12 protein-coding genes and 2 rRNA genes are annotated in these 18,889 nt (G+C 68.9%); all 14 read right to left on the bottom strand.

Features of this window, described 5'->3' with window-relative positions; genetic code table 11:
- Nucleotides 1–27: 27 nt before the first annotated feature.
- Nucleotides 28–3,141, bottom strand: a 23S ribosomal RNA gene (locus OHA34_RS00970).
- A gap of 448 nt (nt 3,142–3,589) precedes the next feature.
- Nucleotides 3,590–5,107, bottom strand: a 16S ribosomal RNA gene (locus tag OHA34_RS00965).
- Together the 16S and 23S rRNA genes form the textbook arrangement of a ribosomal RNA operon.
- Nucleotides 5,108–5,753: 646 nt before the next feature.
- On the bottom strand, nt 5,754–7,037 hold the full coding sequence (gene tyrS / locus OHA34_RS00960) for a tyrosine--tRNA ligase (RefSeq protein WP_285943856.1): 1,284 nt from the start codon (nt 7,035–7,037) through the stop codon (nt 5,754–5,756).
- A 78-nt stretch (nt 7,038–7,115) separates the two neighbouring features.
- The gene (locus OHA34_RS00955; RefSeq protein WP_329520401.1) at nt 7,116–7,592 is read right to left on the bottom strand and encodes a hypothetical protein; all 477 of its coding nucleotides are present in this window, start codon (nt 7,590–7,592) and stop codon (nt 7,116–7,118) included.
- A complete protein-coding gene (locus tag OHA34_RS00950) occupies nt 7,585–8,220 on the bottom strand; it encodes a DNA-3-methyladenine glycosylase (protein ID WP_285943858.1) in 636 nt (211 codons plus the stop codon). The genes OHA34_RS00955 and OHA34_RS00950 overlap by 8 nt, the downstream gene beginning before the upstream one ends.
- 125 nt (nt 8,221–8,345) lie before the next feature.
- A complete protein-coding gene (argH, locus tag OHA34_RS00945; protein WP_285943860.1) occupies nt 8,346–9,764 on the bottom strand; it encodes an argininosuccinate lyase in 1,419 nt (472 codons plus the stop codon).
- A 186-nt stretch (nt 9,765–9,950) separates the two neighbouring features.
- The gene (locus OHA34_RS00940) at nt 9,951–11,153 is read right to left on the bottom strand and encodes an argininosuccinate synthase (protein ID WP_285943862.1); all 1,203 of its coding nucleotides are present in this window, start codon (nt 11,151–11,153) and stop codon (nt 9,951–9,953) included.
- Nucleotides 11,154–11,232: 79 nt separating this feature from the next.
- Nucleotides 11,233–11,748 (bottom strand): arginine repressor, encoded by a 516-nt coding sequence (locus tag OHA34_RS00935; RefSeq protein WP_285943863.1) that lies wholly within the window; start codon nt 11,746–11,748, stop codon nt 11,233–11,235.
- A complete protein-coding gene (gene argF, locus OHA34_RS00930; protein WP_329520400.1) occupies nt 11,745–12,662 on the bottom strand; it encodes an ornithine carbamoyltransferase in 918 nt (305 codons plus the stop codon). Before argF ends, OHA34_RS00935 begins: the two co-directional genes overlap by 4 nt.
- 3 nt (nt 12,663–12,665) lie before the next feature.
- Entirely contained in the window at nt 12,666–13,889 is a 1,224-nt protein-coding gene (locus OHA34_RS00925; RefSeq protein WP_432763106.1) for an acetylornithine transaminase, read from the bottom strand.
- The gene (gene argB / locus OHA34_RS00920; protein WP_432763109.1) at nt 13,886–14,812 is read right to left on the bottom strand and encodes an acetylglutamate kinase; all 927 of its coding nucleotides are present in this window, start codon (nt 14,810–14,812) and stop codon (nt 13,886–13,888) included. Before argB ends, OHA34_RS00925 begins: the two co-directional genes overlap by 4 nt.
- A gap of 20 nt (nt 14,813–14,832) precedes the next feature.
- Nucleotides 14,833–15,990, bottom strand: a complete 1,158-nt coding sequence (gene argJ, locus OHA34_RS00915; RefSeq protein WP_285943867.1) for a bifunctional glutamate N-acetyltransferase/amino-acid acetyltransferase ArgJ — start codon at nt 15,988–15,990, stop codon at nt 14,833–14,835.
- Nucleotides 15,987–17,015: an N-acetyl-gamma-glutamyl-phosphate reductase gene (argC, locus tag OHA34_RS00910; protein ID WP_285944060.1), complete on the bottom strand. Its 1,029-nt coding sequence runs from the start codon at nt 17,013–17,015 to the stop codon at nt 15,987–15,989. Before argC ends, argJ begins: the two co-directional genes overlap by 4 nt.
- Nucleotides 17,016–17,222: 207 nt before the next feature.
- Nucleotides 17,223–18,839, bottom strand: a complete 1,617-nt coding sequence (locus OHA34_RS00905) for an ABC-F family ATP-binding cassette domain-containing protein (protein WP_285943868.1) — start codon at nt 18,837–18,839, stop codon at nt 17,223–17,225.
- Nucleotides 18,840–18,889: the final 50 nt, after the last annotated feature.

Below are 18,889 nucleotides of genomic sequence, written 5' to 3'. Positions count from 1 at the left end.
CGACAGCAGCAAAACATTTTAGAAGTGTTGTTCAAGCCGCTCGGCCTATTAGTACCGGTCAACTCCACACGTTACCGTGCTTCCATGTCCGGCCTATCAACCCAATGGTCTGTTGGGGGCCTTAACCCACCCCGAAAGGTGGGGGGAGAACTCATCTCGAGGAAGGCTTCCCGCTTAGATGCTTTCAGCGGTTATCCCTACCGAACGTAGCCAACCAGCCGTGCCCCTGGCGGGACAACTGGCACACCAGAGGTTCGTCCGTCCCGGTCCTCTCGTACTAGGGACAGACCCTCTCAATTCTCCTACGCGCGCAGCGGATAGGGACCGAACTGTCTCGCGACGTTCTAAACCCAGCTCGCGTGCCGCTTTAATGGGCGAACAGCCCAACCCTTGGGACCTACTCCAGCCCCAGGATGCGACGAGCCGACATCGAGGTGCCAAACCATCCCGTCGATATGGACTCTTGGGGAAGATCAGCCTGTTATCCCCGGGGTACCTTTTAGCCGTTGAGCGACACCGCTTCCACACGCCGGTGCCGGATCACTAGGCCCTGCTTTCGCACCTGCTCGACACGTCCGTCTCACAGTCAAGCTCCCTTGTGCCCTTGCACTCACCACCTGATTACCAACCAGGCTGAGGGAACCTTTGGGCGCCTCCGTTACTCTTTAGGAGGCAACCGCCCCAGTTAAACTACCCACCAGGCACTGTCCCCCACCCGGATTCACGGGTGCGGGTTAGACGCTCAAAACGACCAGAGTGGTATTTCACCAACGACTCCACCGACACTGGCGTGCCGGCTTCACAGTCTCCCACCTATCCTACACAAGACGCTTCAGGCGCCAATGCCAAGCTATAGTGAAGGTCCCGGGGTCTTTCCGTCCTGCTGCGCGAAACGAGCATCTTTACTCGTACTGCAATTTCGCCGGGCCTGTGGTTGAGACAGCGGGGAAGTCGTTACGCCATTCGTGCAGGTCGGAACTTACCCGACAAGGAATTTCGCTACCTTAGGATGGTTATAGTTACCACCGCCGTTTACCGGCGCTTAGATTCTCAGCCTCGACCCCCCGAAAGGGATCTAACCGGTCCTCTTAACGTTCCGGCACCGGGCAGGCGTCAGTCCGTATACAGCGTCTTACGACTTAGCACGGACCTGTGTTTTTAGTAAACAGTCGCTTCCCCCTGGCCTCTGCGACCACCCCCAGCTCCGGCAGCAAGTGCCATCACCGGACGTGGTCCCCCTTCTCCCAAAGTTACGGGGGCAATTTGCCGAGTTCCTTAACCACAGTTCACCCGATCGCCTTGGTATTCTCTACCTGACCACCTGAGTCGGTTTGGGGTACGGGCCGCCGGTACACTCACTAGAGGCTTTTCTCGGCAGCATGGGATCACTCACTTCACCTAAAACGGCTCGGCATCACATCTCACCCTTAATGCGCCACGGATTTACCTATAGCGCGGGCTACATGCTTACCCCAGGACAACCATCGCCTGGGCTGAGCTACCCTCCTGCGTCACCCCATCGCTCACCTACTACCCCCTCGGACCGACCGCTAGGCCAAACCAGCCCCCGAAGGGACCGGAAAGGATTCAGGGTCTTAGCATCAGAGGATTCAGCGTTGGCGCATACCAGCGGGTACGGGAATATCAACCCGTTGTCCATCGACTACGCCTGTCGGCCTCGCCTTAGGTCCCGACTTACCCTGGGCGGATTAGCCTGCCCCAGGAACCCTTGGTCATCCGGCGCACACGTTTCTCACGTGTGATTCGCTACTCATGCCTGCATTCTCACTCCCACAGCCTCCACCACTCGATCACTCGGCGGCTTCGCCGGCTGCAGGACGCTCCCCTACCCACCCACACAAAGTGTGAGTGCCACGGCTTCGGCGGTGTGCTTGAGCCCCGCTACATTGTCGGCGCGGAATCACTTGACCAGTGAGCTATTACGCACTCTTTCAAGGGTGGCTGCTTCTAAGCCAACCTCCTGGTTGTCACAGCAACTCCACATCCTTTACCACTTAGCACACGCTTAGGGGCCTTAGCCGATGATCTGGGCTGTTTCCCTCTCGACTACGAACCTTATCGCCCGCAGTCTCACTGCCGCGCTCTCACTTACCGGCATTCGGAGTTTGGCTGACGTCAGTAACCTTGTAGGGCCCATTAGCCATCCAGTAGCTCTACCTCCGGCAAGAAACACACGACGCTGCACCTAAATGCATTTCGGGGAGAACCAGCTATCACGGAGTTTGATTGGCCTTTCACCCCTAACCACAGGTCATCCCCCAGGTTTTCAACCCTGGTGGGTTCGGGCCTCCACACCGTCTTACCGGCGCTTCACCCTGCCCATGGCTAGATCACTCCGCTTCGGGTCTACAGCATGCGACTCAAACGCCCTATTCAGACTCGCTTTCGCTACGGCTACCCGCCACCGGTTAACCTCGCCACACACCATAACTCGCAGGCTCATTCTTCAAAAGGCACGCCATCACGAACAACACCCCGAAAGGCATTGAGGACGCTCTGACGGCTTGTAGGCACACGGTTTCAGGTACTATTTCACGACCCCTCACCGGGGCACTTTTCACCTTTCCCTCACGGTACTGGTCCGCTATCGGTCATCAGGAAGTATTCAGCCTTACCACGTGGTCGTGGCAGATTCACACGGGATTTCACGGGCCCCGTGCTACTCGGGAACACACCTAGAAGCCACTACAGGTTTCGTCTACCGGACTCTCACCGTCTACGGTCGGCCTTCCCATGCCGTTCAACTACCCGAGCAGTTTATAACTCCTTGCCAGACTGGTAGATCCGGCCAGATGGTCCCACAACCCCGCACACGCAACCCCTACCAGGTATCACACGCGCACGGTTTAGGCTAATCCGCTTTCGCTCACCACTACTCACGGAATCACTATTGTTTTCTCTTCCTGCGGGTACTGAGATGTTTCACTTCCCCGCGTTCCCACCAACCGCCCTATACATTCAGACGGCGGCGACACCCCATGACGGGTGCCAGGTTTCCCCATTCGGAAATCCCCGGATCAAAGTCTGGTTGCCGACTCCCCGAGGCATATCGCAGGCTCCCACGTCCTTCATCGGCTCCTGATGCCAAGGCATCCACCGTATGCCCTTAAAAACTTGAACACACAAAACGATCACAACAAATCGCAGATAAACAACAACAAAAGTCGTCGTTCACCAGAGATGCTCGCGTCCACTGTGCAGTTCTCAAAAAACAACCGGGCCCACCACACCAAAACACCTGAACAGGGTTCGATGTGATCCCGCAATCCAGAAGAAACAACCCAGCCCCCTCACACCAACCCCACAACAGGGCCGACATTCAGGGGCTGAAGGGTCCGTTCCCTCAGGACCCAACAGCGTGTCCAACCCACCACCCGCCCGAAACCGCCGTTCCCACTCCTCCCGAAGAAGGTGGTACTAACCGATCCACACGAACAATGAACTGAGTAGCCAGTGCTCCACATCTATGAGCAGCCGCCTGACGAACATGCGCCGTCAATGGCGGCCACCGACCAAACCCCATCCCCCGAAGAGGATGTCAGGATCCGGCCAGTTGAATGCTCCTTAGAAAGGAGGTGATCCAGCCGCACCTTCCGGTACGGCTACCTTGTTACGACTTCGTCCCAATCGCCGGCCCCACCTTCGACCGCTCCCCCCATTGCTGGTTGGGCCACGGGCTTCGGGTGTTGCCGACTTTCGTGACGTGACGGGCGGTGTGTACAAGGCCCGGGAACGTATTCACCGCAGCGTTGCTGATCTGCGATTACTAGCGACTCCGACTTCACGAAGTCGAGTTGCAGACTTCGATCCGAACTGAGACCGGCTTTAAGGGATTCGCTCCACCTCACGGTATCGCAGCCCTCTGTACCGGCCATTGTAGCATGTTTGCAGCCCAAGACATAAGGGGCATGATGACTTGACGTCATCCCCACCTTCCTCCGAGTTGACCCCGGCGGTCTCCCATGAGTCCCCACCATAACGTGCTGGCAACATGGAACGAGGGTTGCGCTCGTTGCGGGACTTAACCCAACATCTCACGACACGAGCTGACGACAGCCATGCACCACCTGTCACCGGCCCAAAAGGACCCCGCATCTCTGCGAGTTTTCCGGCGATGTCAAGCCTTGGTAAGGTTCTTCGCGTTGCGTCGAATTAAGCAACATGCTCCGCCGCTTGTGCGGGCCCCCGTCAATTCCTTTGAGTTTTAGCCTTGCGGCCGTACTCCCCAGGCGGGGCGCTTAATGCGTTAGCTACGGCGCGGAATCCGTGGAAGGACCCCACACCTAGCGCCCAACGTTTACGGCGTGGACTACCAGGGTATCTAATCCTGTTCGCTCCCCACGCTTTCGCTCCTCAGCGTCAGTACAGGCCCAGAGAACCGCCTTCGCCACCGGTGTTCCTCCCGATATCTGCGCATTTCACCGCTACACCGGGAATTCCATTCTCCCCTACCTGCCTCTAGTCTGCCCGTATCCACCGCAGACCCACAGTTAAGCTGTGGGCTTTCACGACAGACGCGACAAACCGCCTACGAGCTCTTTACGCCCAATAATTCCGGACAACGCTTGCGCCCTACGTATTACCGCGGCTGCTGGCACGTAGTTAGCCGGCGCTTCTTCTGCAGGTACCGTCACGTTAGCTTCGTCCCTGCTGAAAGAGGTTTACAACCCGAAGGCCGTCATCCCTCACGCGGCGTCGCTGCGTCAGGCTTCCGCCCATTGCGCAATATTCCCCACTGCTGCCTCCCGTAGGAGTCTGGGCCGTGTCTCAGTCCCAGTGTGACCGGTCGCCCTCTCAGGCCGGTTACCCGTCGTCGCCTTGGTAGGCCATTACCCCACCAACAAGCTGATAGGCCGCGAGCCCATCCCCAACCGAAAAACTTTCCACCACCAGACCATGCGGCCAGTAGTAACATCCGGTATTAGACCCAGTTTCCCAGGCTTATCCCAGAGTCGGGGGCAGGTTGCTCACGTGTTACTCACCCGTTCGCCGCTCGAGTACCCCCGAAGGGGCCTTTCCGCTCGACTTGCATGTGTTAAGCACGCCGCCAGCGTTCGTCCTGAGCCAGGATCAAACTCTCCATTAAGGTCCAAACGACGACCCCGGGGGGCGAACCCCGAAACCGCCAAACCTCGGAAACAATCCCAGCAAAACCATGAACCCCGAAGAGTCCATGCAATTGCCTCAAAGGAATCCCTGCCACCAACCCGAAGGACAGTGGCACGGGGTGGTCCAGCCAACTAATGACCGAACCGATTAAGGCACTGGCTTTTAACACGCTGTTGAGTTCTCAAGAAACGGACACCCACCGCGCTCCACCCACTCTCGCGGGCCTCGCTCCGGGGCAACCCTTAAACTCTATCCGATCCACCCGGTTTGTCAAACTTTCGGGTAGTTCGCCCCTCCGTGTTCCCTTTGGGCATGAAACATCCATGTCCTACAGGTTCGTGGAGGTTCCCCCGAGACAGGCCGTCTTAAACGTCGTCCTGGTCTCTCGTGGGGCAGGTAGAACACTAAGCCGGTCTCGCGGCACCGTCAAATCGGCGCCCATACCCCCCGAAAAGCCCGCCCCACCAGGGGTTCTCGGGGTTCGAAGCACCCTCTGGAGCCGCCGGCGGGCCCTCCCCGTGACCGCACTGTGACATGGATCCCCCGAAGTTCTCCCGGAACGAGGGCGAGCGCCCGTCCGGACATCCGGACGGGCGCTCGCCCTCGCGCTGTTCCGCGTCCCGTCAGGAGGCCGGAACGGTGACCTCCACACCGCCCACGTTGCGCTTGCCCCGCCGCAGCACAAGGAAGCGGCCGTGGAGCAGGTCGGCGGCGGCCGGCGTCGCGTCCTCCGACTCGACCTTCGCGTTGTTCAGGTAGGCCCCGCCCTGAGCGACCGTCCTGCGCGCCTCGGACTTGCTCTTGCAGAGGCCGGACGCCGCGAGCAGGTCGACCACCGGCGGCAGCTCCCCCGGCGGTACCTCCGTGCGGGGCACCTCCGCCAGGGCCGACCTCAGCGTCCGCTCGTCCAGCTCCTCCAGGGCCCCCTGCCCGAACAGCGCGCGCGAGGCCGCGACGACGCGCGCGGTCTCGTCCGCGCCGTGCACGAGGGTGGTCATCTCCTCCGCGAGCGCCCGCTGGGGGGCGCGGGCGGCGGGACGGTCGGCGCCCTGCTTGACCAGGTCTTCGATCTCCTCCCTCGGGCGGAAGCTGAAGACCTTCAGGAGCTTGTCCACGTCGCGGTCGTCGGCGTTGAACCAGAACTGGTAGAACGCGTACGGCGAGGTGAGGTCGGGGTCGAGCCAGTACGTCTCGCCGCCGGCGGTCTTCCCGAACTTGGAGCCGTCGGCCTTGGTCAGCAGCGGGGTGGTCAGCGCGTGCGCGCTCTCCCCTTCGGCGCGCCGGATCAGGTCGGCGCCGGCGGTGAGGTTGCCCCACTGGTCGCTGCCCCCGGTCTGCAACCGGCATCCGTACCGCCGGAACAGCTCGAGGTAGTCCATCGACTGGAGCAGCGCGTAGCTGAACTCGGTGTAGCTCATGCCGGTGGTGTCGAGGCGCTTCTTGACGGTCTCGCGCGCCAGCATGCGGTTCACCGGGAAGTGCTTGCCGATGTCGCGCAGGAACTCGATGGCGCTCATCCGGCCGGTCCAGTCGAGGTTGCTGACCATCAGCGCGCCCGTCGGGCCGTCACCGAAGTCCAGGTACCTGGACACCTGGCCGCGGATCCGCTCGACCCAGCCGGCGACGGTCTCCTCGGAGTTCAGCACCCGCTCGGCGCTCTTGCCGCTCGGGTCGCCGATGAGGCCGGTGGCGCCGCCGACCAGCCCGATCGGACGGTGCCCGGCGTGCTGGAACCGCCGCAGGGTGAGGATCTGGATGAGGTTGCCGAGGTGCAGCGAGGGCGCCGTCGGATCGAACCCGCAGTACAGCGTGACCGGCCCGGCGGCGAGCAGCGCCCGCAGCTCGTCCAGGTCGGTGGACTGCGCGATCATGTCGCGCCACGCGAGTTCGTCCAGGATGTCGGTCACGTTCTCCCTCGTCTCCGACGTGCCAAAAGGTACGCCCCATCAGGGTGCCCGATGGGGTGTGCATCACGCTAACGATATTCAGCGCCCGTTGAGGAAGTAGCGCGCGGGTACGAACACCTCGTGTCCCGAGGTGAAGTGCACCCGGACCCCGTCGCTGCCCCAGGCCGCTTCCCTCACCACGGGACGGTCGGTGCCGGTGAAGTCCAATCGGACATGGTGGCCGTACGACAGGGCGATGTCCCGTCCCGTGTACAGCTCGTACTTGCGGTGCCGCCCGAGGATCCAGCTCCGGGTGCGGACCACGCCCACGAAGTGGGCCGACCGGTCGGAGTAGGCCACGGACGCCGGCTGCCCGGACCGTTCGAGGACCTCCCGCCGCTCCAGCCGCCCGTCCAGGACGGCCAGGACGATCAAGAGGAGGAGCAGCGGCGCGATGATCCGCCACGTCCGCCTCCTGGGCCTCGCCGAGCCGGCGGACCGCGGTGGACCGCCCGCCCACGCGGGACCGGGCGCGCCTCCAGGACCGGGATCGGGATCGGCGGCGGATTCAGCCATCCGCGGCGGCCTTCCTCCGTCTGCGCGGGACGTGCGCACGGTAGGGCGAGACGCTCTGATCGCCGTCGATCCAGAAACGCCACGGCGTCTCTTTGGCGCCGTTCACGCCCGTGCGCGGCCCAGACCTGATCAGCGCGGGGTCCACCGGTTCTCCGGCGAGGACGCGCAGAGGACCGTCGTCCGTGCAGACGTCCAGGCCGTTCTGGCCGCGCGCGATGCCGAGGGCCTGGCACAGCCGGGCGGGGCCGCGGGCCAGGTCCCGCACGGTCGAGCGGGGCCGCCGCTCCCGGGCGGTCTCCCAGCCGCTGATCACCTCGCCCGCGCGCAGCAGGACGGCCGACGCCGTGCCCTCCGGCCCGCACACCAGGTTGACGCAGAAGTGCATGCCGTAGGTGAAGTAGACGTAGGCGTGGCCGGCCTCCCCGAACATCACCTCGTTGCGCGGGGTGCGGCTGCGGTAGGCGTGCGAGGCGGGGTCGAGCGGCCCCGCGTACGCCTCCACCTCGGTGAGCCGGACGGCGACCGGGCCACCGCCGGCGCGGTGCGTCAGAACCCGGCCCAGCAGTGCGGGGGCGATCTCTTCAACCGGCCGGTCGAAGAACGCCCTCGGCAGTGACGTCTCGCTCACTATCGCCTCACATGCTCACGTGTCCGGGTCTGGGCCGGGCCTTGCAGCCGGGGCCGGGGCCGCGTGGTGCCGGGCCCACGGCAAGGGGTGGACGGGCGGAGGCGCCGCCCGTCCACCGGCCGGGGTCAGCCCTCAGAGCCGGACGCCCACGCGGCGTGCTCGTTGGCCAGGGAGCGCAGCGCGGCGATCTGCTCGCCCACCCGCTCGGGGGCGGTGCCGCCGTACGCCTTGCGGGACGCCAGCGCGCCCTGGACGTTCAGCACCTCGCGCACGTCCGGGGTGAGGTGCGGGGAGACCTTGGCCAGCTCCTCGTCGGTCAGGTCGCCGAAGTCCTTGTCGTTGACCTGGCACCAGACGACCAGGTGGCCGACCACCTCGTGCGCGTCGCGGAAGGCCACGCCGCGCCGGACGAGCAGCTCGGCGAGGTCGGTGGCGAGCGCGAAGCCCGCGGGGGCCAGCGACTCCAGCCGCTCGGTGTTGACCCGCATGGTCGCGACCAGCCCGGACAGCGCGGGCAGCACCAGGAGCAGCGTCTCGACCGCGTCGAAGGCGCCCTCCTTGTCCTCCTGGAGGTCGCGGTTGTAGGTGAGCGGCAGGCCCTTGAGCGTGGTCAGCAGGGCGACCAGGTGCCCGATGAGCCGGCCGGCCTTGCCGCGGGCGAGCTCGGCGACGTCCGGGTTCTTCTTCTGCGGCATGATCGACGACCCGGTGGCGTAGGTGTCGTCCATCTCGATCCAGCGGAACTCCTGCGAGGCCCAGAGGCAGATCTCCTCGCCGAGCCGGGACAGGTGCACGCCGGTCATCGCCGCGGCGAACAGGAACTCGGCGACGAAGTCGCGGTCGGCGACGGCGTCCATCGAGTTGGGCGCGGCGGCGTCGAAGCCGAGCTCGGCGGCGGTCGCCTGCGGGTCCAGCGGCAGCGAGGACCCGGCGAGCGCGCCGGAGCCGAGCGGCGAGATCGCGGCGCGCTTGTCCCAGTCGCGCAGCCGGTCGATGTCGCGGGTCAGCGGCTGGACGTGCGCGAGCAGCTGGTGCGAGAACAGCACCGGCTGGGCGTGCTGGAGGTGGGTCATGCCGGGCGCGGCGACGCCGAGGTTGTGCTCGGCCTGCGCGATCAGCGCGGTCTCCAGCTCGACCAGCCGCGACACGACCTGGCGGGCGTGGTCGCGCAGGTACAGGCGCAGGTCGGTGGCGACCTGGTCGTTGCGGCTGCGGCCGGCGCGCAGCTTGCCGCCGAGCGCGCCGAGGCGCTCCAGCAGGCCGCGCTCGAGCGCGGTGTGCACGTCCTCGTCGGCGACGGTGGGCCGGAACTCGCCGGACTTGCACGCCTCCTCCAGGTCGTCGAGGGCGCCGAGCATGCGCTCGAGCTCCTCGGCCGTGAGCAGCCCGGCCCGGTTGAGCACCCGGGCGTGCGCGCGCGAGCCGAGCAGGTCGTACGGGGCGAGCCGCCAGTCGAACTGGACGCTCACCGAGAGCCGCGCGAGCGCGTCCGACGGGCCGCCCTCGAACCGGCCGCCCCACAGACGCGTCGGTGCCTTGGTCACGGAAATCCTCTTCTTCCCACCGCTGTGCGTGCGTTCGATCGATCGCCTCGGGGGCGCCGGCCGCGTCTCGCGCGGCCCGCGCCCGCCTCAGCGTACGGGCAAGGGGCCCGGTCCTTCAGCGTATGGCCACGTCGGCGCGCTGCGGTGCGTTGGAGCGCGCAGGCCGGACGGGCCGGTCCGGGCGGGTCAGGCGTTCTGGCCCCGGTCGCGCATGGCGGCGATCTTGCTGGGCAGGCTCCACAGCTCGACGAAGCCCTTGGCCAGGCTCTGGTCGAAGGTGTCGCCGGTGTCGTAGGTCGCCAGGTCGTAGCTGTAGAGCGAGGCGTCGCTGCGCCGGCCGGTGACCACCGCGCGCCCGCCGTGCAGGGTCATCCGGACGTCGCCGGACACGTGCCGCTGCGCGTCGGCGATGAACGCGTCGAGGGAGTCCTTGAGCGGCGAGAACCACAGGCCGTCGTAGACCAGCTCGCCCCACCGCTGGTCGACCGAGCGCTTGAACCGGGCCAGGTCCCGCTCGACGGTGACGTTCTCCAGCTCCATGTGCGCGGCGATCAGCGCGACGGCGGCGGGCGCCTCGTACACCTCGCGGCTCTTGATGCCGACCAGCCGGTCCTCGACCATGTCGATCCGGCCGACGCCCTGGGCGCCGGCGCGCCGGTTAAGCTCGGCGATGACCTGGTACGGGGTGAGGGCGCGGCCGTCCAGCGCGACGGGGACGCCGGCGCGGAAGGTGATGACGACCTCGTCGGCCTCGCGCGGCTCGGCGGGGTCGGCGGTGTAGTCGTAGACGTCCTCGATGGGCCCGTTCCAGATGTCCTCCAGGAACCCGGTCTCGACCGCGCGGCCCCACAGGTTCTGGTCGATGGAGTAGGGCGACTTGGCCGACACGTCGATCGGCAGGCCCTTCTCCTCGGCGAACGCGATGGCCTTGTCGCGGGTCCAGGCGTAGTCGCGGGCCGGGGCGATGACCTTCAGGTCGGGGTGCAGGGCCGACAGCCCGGCCTCGAACCGGACCTGGTCGTTGCCCTTGCCGGTGCAGCCGTGCGAGACGGCGGTGCCGCCGAACTCCTTGGCGGCGGAGACCAGGTGCTTGACGATCAGCGGCCGGGACAGCGAGGACAGCAGCGGGTAGCGGTCCATGTAGAGGGCGTTGGCCTGGAGGGCCGGGACGCAGAAGTCGGCGGCGAACTCCTCCTTGGCGTCCACCACGACGGCCTCGGCGGCGCCGCAGTCGAGGGCCCGCTTGCGGATGGCGTCGAGGTCCTCGCCGTCCTGGCCGACGTCGACGGCCACCGCGATGATCTCTCCGCCGGTCTGCTCGGCGAGGAACGGGATGGCGACGGAGGTGTCCAGGCCGCCCGAGTATGCGAGAACGACGCGCTCGCTCATGCTGTGATCTCCTGTTTGAAGTGGTGCGCTGCGGTTGGGTGGATCGTGCGGGGTGCTGCGGGGCGGGGGCGCGCGGCCCCTAGCTTCGTCGTTCGCGCCCCGCGGCGAGCTTGAGCAGGGCCTGGGCCAGGTCCTGGCCGCCGGCCGGGTCGCGGGAGATGACCAGGATGGAGTCGTCGCCGGCGACCGTGCCGAGGACGGCGGGCAACTCGGCGTGGTCGATGGCCGAGGCCAGGTACTGCGCGGCCCCGGGCGGGGTCCGCACCATGACCAGGTTGGCCGACGCCTCGGCGGAGACCAGCAGCTCGGCGGCCAGGCGGGTGAGCCGGCCGGCGAAGGTCTCCCCGGCGCCGGTGCGGGTGCGCCTGATCCGCTCGCCGCCCTCCCCCGGCACGGCGTAGATCAGGCTGCCGTCGTCGGCGCGGAGCTTCACCGCGCCGATCTCCACCAGGTCGCGCGAGAGCGTGGCCTGGGTGACCTCGACGCCGGCGTCGGCGAGGAGCTTGGCGAGCTCGCCCTGGGAGTGGACGGGGTGCCGGGTCAGCAGCTCGATCACCCGGGCGTGCCGGGCGGCCTTGGTCATCAGGGTCGTCATCCGGCGCGCTCCAGCAGCCAGATCAGCAGCGCCTTCTGGGCGTGCAGCCGATTCTCGGCCTCGTCCCAGACCAGGCTGCGCGGGCCGTCCAGGACGGACGCGGCGATCTCCTTGCCCCGGTAGGCGGGCAGGCAGTGCAGCACGACGGCGCCGGGGCCCGCGAGCGCGAGGAGCGCGTCGTCGATGGCGTACGGCTCGTACAGCGCGGTGTCCTTGCCCTCCTGCCCCATCGACACCCAGGTGTCGGTGGCGAGGACGTCGGCGCCGGCCGCGGCCTCCTTCGCGTCGGAGGTGACGGCGACCGAGCCGCCGGTCGCCGCGGCGAGCTCGGTGGCGCGGGCGGCGATCGCCGGGTCGGGCGGCTGGGCGGCGGGGGCGGCGATCCGCACGTGCATCCCGGCGGTGGCGCAGCCGAGCAGGTAGGAGTGCGCCATGTTGTTGGCGCCGTCGCCGAAGTAGGCGAGGGTGCGGCCGGCGAGGCCGCCCTTGGCCTCCCGCACCGTTTGCAGGTCGGCGAGGATCTGGCAGGGGTGGAACTCGTCGGTGAGGGCGTTCACGACGGGCACCGCGGTGCCGGCGGCCATCTCCTCGATGCGCTCCTGGCCGCCGGTGCGCCACACGATCGCGGCGACCTGCCGCTCCAGCACCCGGGCGGTGTCGGCGATGCTCTCGCCGCGGCCGAGCTGGCTGCTGCCGGCGTCCATGACCAGGGCGTTCCCGCCGAGCTCGGCGATGCCGGCGGCGAAGGACAGCCGGGTGCGGGTGGAGGGCTTGTCGAACAGCACCGCGACCGACCGGGGGCCGTCCAGCGGGCGGCGGGCGAACCGGTCGCGCTTGACGGCGGCGGCGAGGTCGAGGATCTCGGCCTGCTCGGCGGGGGTGAGGTCGTCGTCGCGGAGGAAGTGCCGGACCATCGTTCAGCCCTCCTTGGGGGCGTCGGCGGAGGCGGCGTCCAGGATCGCCGGGAAGGCGTCCACGAACGAGCGGGCCTCGGCGGCGGTGAGCACGAGCGGCGGTGCGATCCGGATCGCGTCCGGCTGGACGGCGTTGACCAGGAAGCCGGCGGCGCGGGACGCGGCCTCGACGGCGGGGGCGGCGGGCGCGGTCAGCACCGCGGCCCGCCACAGGCCGCGGCCTCGGACGCCCGCCAGCAGCGGGTGGTCGATCGCGGCCAGGCCCGCGGCGAGGGCGTCGCCGACCTCGGTGACGTGGTCGAGCAGGCCGCCGTCCTCGATGGCGTCGATCACGGCGAGGGCGGCGGCGGCGCTGACCGGGTTGCCGCCGAAGGTGCTGCCGTGGTCGCCCTTGGCGAAGATCTCGCCGTGCGGGCCGAACGCGATGCACGCGCCGACGGGCATGCCGCCGCCGAGCCCCTTGGCCAGCGTCAGCACGTCGGGCCGGGCGTTCTCGTGCTGGAAGGCGAACCAGGCCCCGGTGCGGCCGATGGCCGACTGGATCTCGTCGGCGACGAACAGGGCGCCGGTCGCGTCGCAGATGTCCCGTACGGCGGTGAAGTACCCGTGCGGCGGGGGAACGACGCCGGCCTCGCCCTGCGTCGGTTCCAAAAAGACCGCGGCGCAGTCCCCGGTCACCGCGGCCTTGAGCGCGTCGGCGTCACCGTAGGGGACGAACCGGACGTCGAGCGCGTACGGGCCGAACGGCTCGCGGATGGACCGCTTGCCGGTGAGGGACAGCGCGCCCATCGACCGTCCGTGGAAGCCGTTCTCGGCCGCGACGAAGTAGGAGCGGCCGTGCGTCCGGCCGTACTTGAGGGCCAGCTTGAGCGCGCACTCATTGGCCTCGGTGCCGCTGTTGGCGAGGAAGACCCGGCCGTCGCCGCCGAGCAGCTCGCGCAGCTTCTCGGCGAGCAGCACCTCGGGCTCGTTCACGAACAGGTTGGAGGTGTGCGCCAGCCGCGCGGCCTGTGCCGCGACCGCCTCGGCCAGGGCCGGGTGGCCGTGGCCGAGCGAGGTGACCGCGATGCCCGCGATCAGGTCGAGGTACTCGCGGCCGTCGTGGTCGCGGACGCGGCAGCCCGCGCCGGACGCGAGCGCGAGCGGCGGGACGCCGTAGTTGGGCATGAACGCGGCCTCGTATCGCTTCCTGAGGTCGGCGCCGCTCACGCCGTTCTCCCCGTTCACGCGAGGTCTCCCGTCAGCTCGTCATCGGCGGGCGAGCCCAGGGGGCTGGGCAGCACCATCGTTCCGATCCCCTCCTCGGTGAAGATCTCCAGCAGCAGCGAGTGCAGCACCCGCCCGTCCAGCACGTGCGCCTGCGGGACCCCGCCGCGCACCGCCTGGAGGCAGGCGTCCATCTTCGGCACCATGCCCGCCGACAGCTCGGGCAGCAGCACGGCCAGCTCGTCGGTGGTGAGGCTGTCGATGACGTCGTCGCTGCCCGGCCAGTCGGCGTACAGGCCCTCGACGTCGGTGAGCACGACCAGCTTGGCGGCGTCGAGCGCGACCGCGAGCGCGGCGGCGGCGGTGTCGGCGTTGACGTTGTAGACCTCGCCGTCGTCGCCGCGCGCGATGCTGGACACGACCGGGATCCGGCCGTCGGCCAGCAGCGCCCGGACCGCGCCGACCTCGATCTCGACGATCTCGCCGACCTGGCCGATGTCGACCCGCTCGCCGTCCACCACGGCGTGCTTGCGCTCGGCGGTGAACAGGTTGGCGTCCTCGCCGGACATGCCGAGCGCGAACGCGCCGTGCCGGTTGATCAGCCCGACCACGTCCCGCTGCACCTGCCCGGTCAGCACCATCCGGACGACCTCCATGGCCTCCGGGGTGGTGACCCGCAGCCCGGCGGTGAAGGTCGAGTCGATGCCGTTGGCGGCGAGCGCCGCGTTGATCTGCGGGCCGCCGCCGTGCACGATGACCGGCCGCAGCCCCGCGTAGCGCAGGAACACCACGTCCTCGGCGAACGAGTGCCGCAGCGTCTCGTCGGTCATCGCGTGCCCGCCGTACTTGATCACCACGGTGGCGCCGCGGAACCGCTCCAGCCACGGCAGCGCGCTGATCAGCGTCACCGCCTTGGCGGTCGCGCCCTCGCGCCGCTTGCGCATCCGCGCGCCCGACACCACGCTCATGACGAGTACGCCGAGTTCTCGTGGACGTACTCGGCGGTGAGGTCGGTGGTCCAGACGGTCGCGCTGTGCGAGCCGGCCGCCAGGTCGACGGTGATCGTCACGTCGCGGGGGCGCAGGTCGACCTTGCCGCGGTCGTCGCCGACCGAGCCGTTGCGGCAGACCCAGACGCCGTTGATCGCGACGTTGAGCCGGTCGGGCTCGAAGACCGCCGCGGTGGTGCCGACGGCCGACAGCACCCGGCCCCAGTTGGGGTCCTCGCCGTGGATGGCGCACTTGAGCAGGTTGTTGCGGGCGATGGAGCGGCCCACGGTGACCGCGTCGTCGTCGCTGGCGGCGCCGACCACCTCGATCGCGATGGCCTTGGACGCGCCCTCGGCGTCGACGAGGAGCTGCCGGGTCAGGTCGGCGCAGACCTCGGTGAGCAGCGCGGTGAACTCGGCCTCCGCCGGGGTGACGGCGGCGGCGCCGGACGCCATCAGCAGCACGGTGTCGTTGGTGGACATGCAGCCGTCGGCGTCGAGCCGGTCGAGGGTGGCGGAGGTGGCCGCGCGCAGCGCCCGGTCCAGCGCGGCGGCGTCCAGGTCGGCGTCGGTGGTGAGCACGCACAGCATGGTGGCCAGGGACGGCGCGAGCATCCCGGCGCCCTTGGCCATGCCGCCGATCATGTAGCCGCCGGGGCCCTGCCGGAACGAGATCTTGGCGACGGTGTCGGTGGTGCGGATCGCGTCGGCGGCGGCCAGGCCGCCGTCGCCGCGGGACAGCTCGGCGGCGGCCCGGTCGACGCCGGGCAGCAGCGCGTCCATGTCGAGCCGCAGGCCGATCAGGCCGGTGGAGCAGACCGCGATCTCGCCGGACGAGTCGTCCAGCAGGGCGGCGGTCCGCTCGGCGGTGGCGTGGGCGTCCTGGAAGCCGGGCGCGCCGGTGCAGGCGTTGGCGCCACCGGCGTTGAGCACCACGGCGCGCACCAGGCCGCCCTTGAGGACCTGCTCCGACCAGAGCACGGGGGCGGCCTTCACCCGGTTGCGGGTGAAGACGCCGGCCGCCGCGCGGGACGGTCCGTCGTTGACGACCAGGGCCACGTCGCGGGCCCCGCTGTCCTTGAGGCCGGCGACGACGCCGGCGGCGCGGAATCCCTGGGGGGCGGTGACGCTCAAGGGGACACTCCGATCGTGGTGAGCCCGAGTTCTTCGGGCAGGCCGAGGGCGAGGTTGGCGCTCTGCACGGCGCCGCCGCCGGTGCCCTTGGTGAGGTTGTCGATGGCGGCGACCACGACGACGCGGCCGGCGGCCTCGTCGAGGGCGACCTGGATCAGGGCGGTGTTGGCGCCGAGCGTCATCGAGGTGGCGGGCCAGGTGCCCTCGGGGAGCAGCTCGGCGAACGGCTCGTCCGCGAAGGCGCTCCCGTAGGCCGCGCGGAGCGTCGCGGCGGTGACTCCGGGCCTCGCCTTGGCGGTGCAGGTGGCCAGGATGCCCCGGCTCATCGGCGCGAGCGTCGGGGTGAACGAGACGGTGACCGGCTCGCCCGCGATCCGGCCGAGGTTCTGGATCATCTCGGGGGTGTGCCGGTGCGTGCCGCCGACGCCGTAGGCGCTGACCGAGCCCATGACCTCGCTGCCCAGCAGGTGCGGCTTGAGCGCCCGGCCCGCGCCGGACGCGCCGGACGCGGCGACCACGACGACGTCGGGCTCGGCGAGCCCGGCGGCGAACGCGGGGAACAGCGCGAGGGTCACCGCGGTCGGGTAGCAGCCGGGGACGGCGATGCGGCGGGTGGCGCGGAGCACCTCGCGCTGGCCGGGCAGCTCGGGCAGCCCGTACGGCCAGGTGCCCGCGTGGGGCGTGCCGTAGAACCTGGTCCAGTCGGCGGGGTCGTCCAGCCGGAAGTCGGCGCCGCAGTCGACCACGAGCACGTCGTCGCCGAGCTGCTCGGCGAGAGGCCCGGACCGGCCGTGCGGCAGGGCGAGGAAGACCACGTCGTGGCCCGCGAGGGTCTGCGGGGTGGTCTCCTCCAGCACCCGGCCGGCCAGGGATCGCAGGTGCGGCTGGTGGGCGCCCAGCTCGGTGCCCGCGTTGGAGCCCGCGGTGAGCGCGCCGATCTCGAGTTCGGGGTGCCCCGCCAGGATGCGCAGCACCTCGCCGCCCGCGTAACCGCTGGCGCCAGCGACCGCCGTCCGGATTCCCATGTCCACCCTGCCCTTCTGGAAGCGACCAGCAAGATTATGCACGAGTATGGATGAGTATTCAACGCGACGGCCCGCGTCTCTCACTCCGTGAGACTGCTCAGCCCCCTGGTCAAGCGCGTCCTCACCTGGCCGGGCGGCGGAGAGCGTCCCTCGGCCCGTGCGCGCCCCCGGCCCGTGCGAGCGCGCACGGGCCGGGGACGGCCGGGGTCACAGCGGGTCCGACTCCGCCAGCCCGGTCTCCCGGTCCAGCCGGAGCCAGCGGGTGATCCCGATGGTCCGCAGGAACGGCACGTCGTGGCTGACCACGATCAACGCGCCCCGGTAGGCGTCCAGGGCCTGGGCGAGCTGCCGCGCGCTGGCCATGTCGAGGTTGTTGGTCGGCTCGTCCAGCAGCAGCAGCCGCGGCGCGGGCTCGGCCAGCAGCAGCGACGCCAGCACCGCCCGGAACCGTTCGCCGCCCGACAGCGAGCCCGCGAGCCGGTCGGCGCGGGCGCCCCGGAACAGGAACCGCGCCAGCCCCGCCCGCACCGCGCTGACCGGCGCGGACGGCGCGAACGCGCGCACGTTGCCGACGACGCTCAGGTCGTCGTCCAGGACGTCCAGCCGCTGCGGCAGGTACCGGGCGCCCTCCACCCCGATCTTGACCGACACGCCCTCCGGCGTCCGCTCCCCCGCCAGCGCGCGCAGGAGCGTGGTCTTGCCGGACCCGTTCGGCCCGGTCAGTGCGATCCGCTCGGGGCCCCGCACGATCAGCTCCGACAGGGTCGCCGGGACGGGCTCGGGCGCGGTGAGCCCGGTCACGGTCAGCACCGTCCGGCCCGCCGGGACCTCGGTCGACGGCAGCGCGACCTTGATCTCGGCGTCGTCGCGGACCGCCCCCTCGGCGTCGGTGAGCCGGTCGCGCGCGTCGGCGAGCCGGTCCTCGTGCATGATGCGGTGCTTGCCCGCCGAGACCTGGGCCTGCCGCTTGCGCAGCCCCATCACGATCTTCGGCTCGCGCTTCTGCTCGTTCATCTTCTTGCCATAGCGGGCCCGCCGGGCCAGCTTGATCTGCGCCTCCTCCAGCTCGCGTTTCTGCTTGCGCAGGTCGGTCTCGGCGGCGCGGACGGTCCGTTCGGCGGCCTCCCGCTCGACCTCCAGCAGCTCCTCGTAGCCTGAGAGGTTGCCGCCGAACGACCGGACCGCGCCGTCCCGCAGGTCGGCGATCTCGTCGACCAGGTCGAGCAGCTCGCGGTCATGGCTGACCACGACCAGCACGCCCGGCCAGGCCGCGACCGCCTCGTGCAGGCGCCGGCGCGCGTCCAGGTCCAGGTTGTTGGTCGGCTCGTCCAGCAGCAGCACGCCGGGGCGGGCCAGGAACAGCGCGGCCAGCCCGACCATCACCGTCTCGCCGCCGGACAGGGTGCCCACCGTCCGGTCCAGGCCGAGACGGTCGAGCCCGAGCCGGTCGAGCTCGGCGCGGGCCCGCTCCTCCACGTCCCAGTCGTCGCCCACCGCGGTGAAGTTCGCCTCGGTGGCCTCGCCGCGCTCGATGGCGTGCAGCGCGGCGCGGGCCGCGCCGATGCCGAGCAGGTCGGCGACAGTGCGGGCGGTGCCGAGCGGGAGGTTCTGCGGCAGGTAGCCGATCTCCCCCGCGACGCTGATCGTCCCGGATCCGGGCGCGAGCTCGCCGGCGACCAGCTTTAGCAGGGTGGACTTGCCGGAACCGTTCACGCCGATCAGCCCGGTGCGGCCGGTGCCGAACGAGGCGTCGAGCCCGTCGAGCACGACCGTCCCGTCCGACCAGGCGAACGAGACGTCCGAGCACACGATCGCGAATGACATCAGGGCCTCCATGGCACATCGGAATTCAGCGGATGCTTGGAGACACCGCG

Origin of the sequence: Spirillospora sp. NBC_01491 (genome assembly GCF_036227065.1) — a bacterium.
In the GTDB taxonomy this organism is placed as follows: Bacteria; Actinomycetota; Actinomycetes; order Streptosporangiales; family Streptosporangiaceae; genus Spirillospora; species Spirillospora xylanilytica.
Note: the sequence above shows the minus strand (reverse complement) of the source record. Positions and strands in the feature narration are given on the sequence as shown.